The sequence below is a fragment of the Marinimicrobium sp. UBA4509 genome (assembly GCF_002388575.1).
GTDB classification, from domain to species: domain Bacteria; phylum Pseudomonadota; class Gammaproteobacteria; order Pseudomonadales; family Cellvibrionaceae; genus Marinimicrobium; species Marinimicrobium koreense.
In genome coordinates this window covers 27775-31749 of record NZ_DGMV01000034.1, presented here as the reverse complement: position 1 = coordinate 31749, position 3975 = coordinate 27775, and the positions used below count along the sequence as shown (strand labels likewise).

Below are 3975 nucleotides of genomic sequence, written 5' to 3'. Positions count from 1 at the left end.
TCAGGGCGCCCAAGAGGCCGACGAAGGCGGCGCCCAGGATCGGGCCCAATACCCAGAAAAGGTAGTGCGGTCGGATCGGGATTTCCAGTACGAAGTGCTGCAGGCTCATCAACAGCGCCTCCGAGCCGAGCACGGCAATCAACCCCGACAGGCCACCGAGAATCGAAAACTCCGCCCAGACACTGCCCACTACCAACCGGCGCGGACTGCCCAGGGCACGCAGCAGACCAGCCTCCTGTTTGCGTGCATCCAGGCTGGTCGTGACCGCCGCCAGAAGTACCAGGATGCCGCCAATTACCGTGAGCACCAGAACCAACTGAATGCCCTTGGTCACCTGGGTGACAATCGATCGGATCTGCTCGAATACCCGATCCAGTTCGATCAGCAGAATGGTGGGGTACTCACGCATCAGGTCGTTGATCAGTGTTTTCTGGCTGGCCGGAACATAGGCACTGGTGATGTAGGTGGCGGAAAAGCCGTCCAGGGCTCCAGGCTCAAAGATGAAAAAGAAGTTTGGATTCATGGAGCGCCAGTCCAGCGTCCGCAAACTGGTCACCTCCGCTTCCATTGTCAGTCCGCCGATCGAAAACCGTAAGGTATCTCCCAGCTCAATGCCCAGCTCGCCCGCCAGCTCCTGCTCCACCGACACGCCGGGCAGCTCGCCACCGGACCACTGATCCCACCACTGCCCGGCCACTACCTCGTTGTCTTCCGCCAGGGTGTCTGTCCAGGTCAGGTTGGCCTCGCGGTTCAGGCGTTCCCGGGACTTTTCCTGCTCGTTGATGTGTGTAAGGCGACCCCTCACCATGGGGTACAGCGGTTGTCGGTCCAGGGATTCGCGGTCGAGCATGGTCTGTACCGGCTCGACGTCTTCGGGTGCCACATTGACCAGGAAGTGGTTGGGAGCATCCTCCGGTAACTGGGCTTGCCAATCCTGTATCAGCGAGGTGCGCACCACAGTCAGGGTGATCAGCAGCATGATCGCCACCGAGAAGATCACCATCTGCACCAGGCTGTGGCCGCGCCGGCGCTGCAGGTTGGCCACTGCCAGGCGCCAGACGCTGCTGGCCCCGGTGGTGAGTTTGCGGCTCAGGTGCAGCAGTCCGAGGCCGAGGATGGCGGTCACCACAACCACCACCAGCAGGGCCGCCACGACGCTCGCCGCCAGCGCCCAATCCCGGCTGAACAATACCACCAGCAACACTACGGCGAGCAACGCCAGCATTACCTGAGTCCAGACCTGAACTTTATCGACGCTCAGCTCCCGACGCAGAATTTTCAGGGGCGGCACTTTGGGCAGGAACCACAGGGCGGGCAAGGCGAAGAACATCAGGCACACCAGACCGCTCAGTACGCTCAGCACATAGGCCAGCCAGCCCGGTTGGGCCAGGTTCAGGGCGAAGAAGTTCGACAGGCCGTAAGCCACCAACTGCTGGAAGCCCTCCCCCAGGCCGACACCAATGACGGAGGCCACCAATGACAGGAGAATCAGCTGACCGAAGTAGAGGTTCCGAATACGCTGGCTGCCCGCTCCGAGGCTTTTCATCAGGGCGACCTGATCCACATGGCGATCGGCAAACTGGCGGGCCGCAAGCCCGATGGCAACACCGGCCAACAGCACGCCCACCACGGCGGCCAACAGCAGAAACTGTTTGCCGCGATCCAGGGTCCGGGCGAGATTGCGTTGGGAGGACTCTATGTCCACCACCCGATAGTGGTCCGTCAGTTGCGGTTCCAGCCAGGTTAAAAAACCTTCCAGGTCGGCGAGCCGGTCGGCGGCCAGCAGCCATTGGTAGCTCACCCGGCTGCCCGGCTGCACCACGCGGGTTGCCGGCAGGTCCTGAAGGTTCATCAGGACCCGGCCACCGGTCATGAAAATGGAACTGGCACCGTCGGGTTGACGCACCAGAACACGGCTGGCCACCAGCTCCGCCTCGCCGACACCAAAGGTATCACCCAGCTCAATGCCCAGCAGGGGCAGCATGCGTGCATCCACCCAGGCTTCGCCCGGCGCCGGGATGCCAGTGGCTTCTTCCGGAGGTTTGGTCGTCCAGGGTTGATCGGTGGTTTCCACCACACCACGCAGTGGGTAGCCCTCGTCCACCGCCTTGATGGAGGCCAGGTGCATCTCATCACCCCGATACACCATGGAGGAAAACTCCACCAATCGGGACTGCTGAAGATCGCGTTCGCCGGCTTCTTCAGCCCAGGCTGGATCATGAGGCTGGGACGCCCGAACCACCCGGTCCGCCCCCAGCAGATTGTTGCTTTGCTGTACCAGAGTGGCTTCGAGCCGATCGGTAAAAATGGCGATGGCACTGACCACCATCACGGCCATCACCAGGGCGATGCTCAGCAATCGCACTTCCCCGCTGCGCCAATTGCGCCAGAGTAGTCTTGCGGCCAGCATTGGCTCAGGCCTCCTCTGGCACGGGGTCAGTTTCCGGTTCAAGGGAACCGGCCACCAGATGAACGCGACGACCGCAGCGTTGGGCCAAGCGCTCCTCGTGGGTAATCAGAATCAGGGTGGTGCCCTGCTCGCGATTCAGTTCAAACAGCAGATCGATGATTTTGGCACCGGTGTGAATATCGAGGTTGCCCGTGGGCTCGTCGGCAAACAGCACCTTGGGCTGGCTGGCAAAGGCCCGCGCCACCGCCACTCGCTGCTGCTCACCACCGGAGAGCTGTTGCGGGTAGTGGGTCAGACGCTCGGCAAGTCCCACCCGAGCCAGGTACTCCTCGGCCCGACTACGGGCATTCTTCATGCCATGCAGCTCCATGGGGAGCATGACGTTTTCCAGCGCGGTCAGGCCCGGCAGCAGTTGAAACGACTGGAATACGAAACCGACGGATTCGGCCCGAACTTGTGCCCGTCCCTCTTCGTCCAGTGCGGTCAGGTTCTGGCCGCACAGCTGCACTTCACCGAAACTGGGCAGGTCCAGCCCCGCCAGGATGCCCAGCAGCGTTGATTTGCCGGAGCCCGAAGGGCCGGTGATTGCCACACTTTCTCCCGCCGCCACCGATAGGGAAATGCGGTGCAGAATGGTCAATTGCCCTTCTGCGGTCGAAACCACTTTGCCAACGCCGTTGGCCTGTACCAGTGCCGTGGAAGTCATGAAATGTCCTGGTTCGTCAAAAAACAGAGTGACCTATTGCACCTTGGTTACGAGAGGGTGTCAAAACGGTTCACAATTCTTTACGGTGACCCTTAGTCGCCCGATCAGCGTACCCATGCAGTATGAGCCTCTCAGAGGTTATTATTGCACCTGTGTCCACCCACTGAGCCGGAACCGCCCATGACGTTACACCGCACACTGCACTGTATTTCCCTTGCCCTGCTGCTCTCGCTCGCCTCAGTGGCCTGGGCAGAGTCCCCACGCGTCCTGGTACTGGGTGACAGCCTGAGTGCGGCCTACGGCATTGACGAGGAGGATGGCTGGGTCAACCTGCTCAATGAGCGACTGGAGCGCGAAGGCTACCCCCATACGGTGGTGAATGCCAGCGTCAGCGGTGAAACCACTGAAGGCGGCCTAAAGCGCCTTCCCCGGCTGCTGAGCGAGCACAACCCGGAATGGGTGATTCTGGAGCTGGGCGGCAATGATGGTTTACGCGGTTACCCGGTCAGCGATCTCGCCGACAACCTCGCCGCAATGATTCAATTGAGCCGGGAACAAGGGGCAGAGGTAGTGCTCTTGGGCATGCAGATTCCCCCCAATTATGGCCCGCGCTATACCGATCAGTTTACCGCCGTGTATCCGCAGCTGGCCCAGGAAGAAGATGTGCCACTGGTGGCGTTTATGCTAGAAGGCATCGCCACGAAGGATGAGTTGATGCAGCGAGACGGCATTCACCCCAACGCCGAAGCGCAGCCAAAAATTCTGGAGAATGTTTGGCCGATGTTGCGTGAGGTACTTCAGGCGCACTAAGAGCGTGATCTCGGGGTACGTTTGATGTCGGCTTACGCGCGTTGCGCTA

The 3975-nt window shown here is 61.0% G+C and carries 3 protein-coding genes; 1 reads left to right on the top strand and 2 read right to left on the bottom strand.

All coding sequences use genetic code 11. The annotated features are described in order from the left end of the window. A partial coding sequence (locus tag B3520_RS04935) for an ABC transporter permease (protein ID WP_286875538.1) occupies positions 1 to 2410 on the bottom strand: 2410 nt, incomplete at its 3' end. Positions 2411 to 2414: 4 nt separating this feature from the next. Further along, a complete protein-coding gene (locus B3520_RS04930) occupies positions 2415 to 3116 on the bottom strand; it encodes an ABC transporter ATP-binding protein (protein ID WP_286804730.1) in 702 nt (233 codons plus the stop codon). A 180-nt stretch (positions 3117 to 3296) separates the two neighbouring features. Between B3520_RS04930 and B3520_RS04925 the strand changes: the two genes are divergently transcribed. Then, the gene (locus B3520_RS04925; RefSeq protein WP_286875537.1) at positions 3297 to 3926 is read left to right on the top strand and encodes an arylesterase; all 630 of its coding nucleotides are present in this window, start codon (positions 3297 to 3299) and stop codon (positions 3924 to 3926) included. The last annotated feature ends 49 nt before the right edge of the window (positions 3927 to 3975 follow it).

Coding starts and splice junctions, on each gene's coding strand:
- B3520_RS04930 (WP_286804730.1), bottom strand. CDS start 3,116: ATGACTTCCACGGCACTGGTACAGGCCAACGGCGTTGGCAAAGTGGTT.
- B3520_RS04925 (WP_286875537.1), top strand. CDS start 3,297: ATGACGTTACACCGCACACTGCACTGTATTTCCCTTGCCCTGCTGCTC.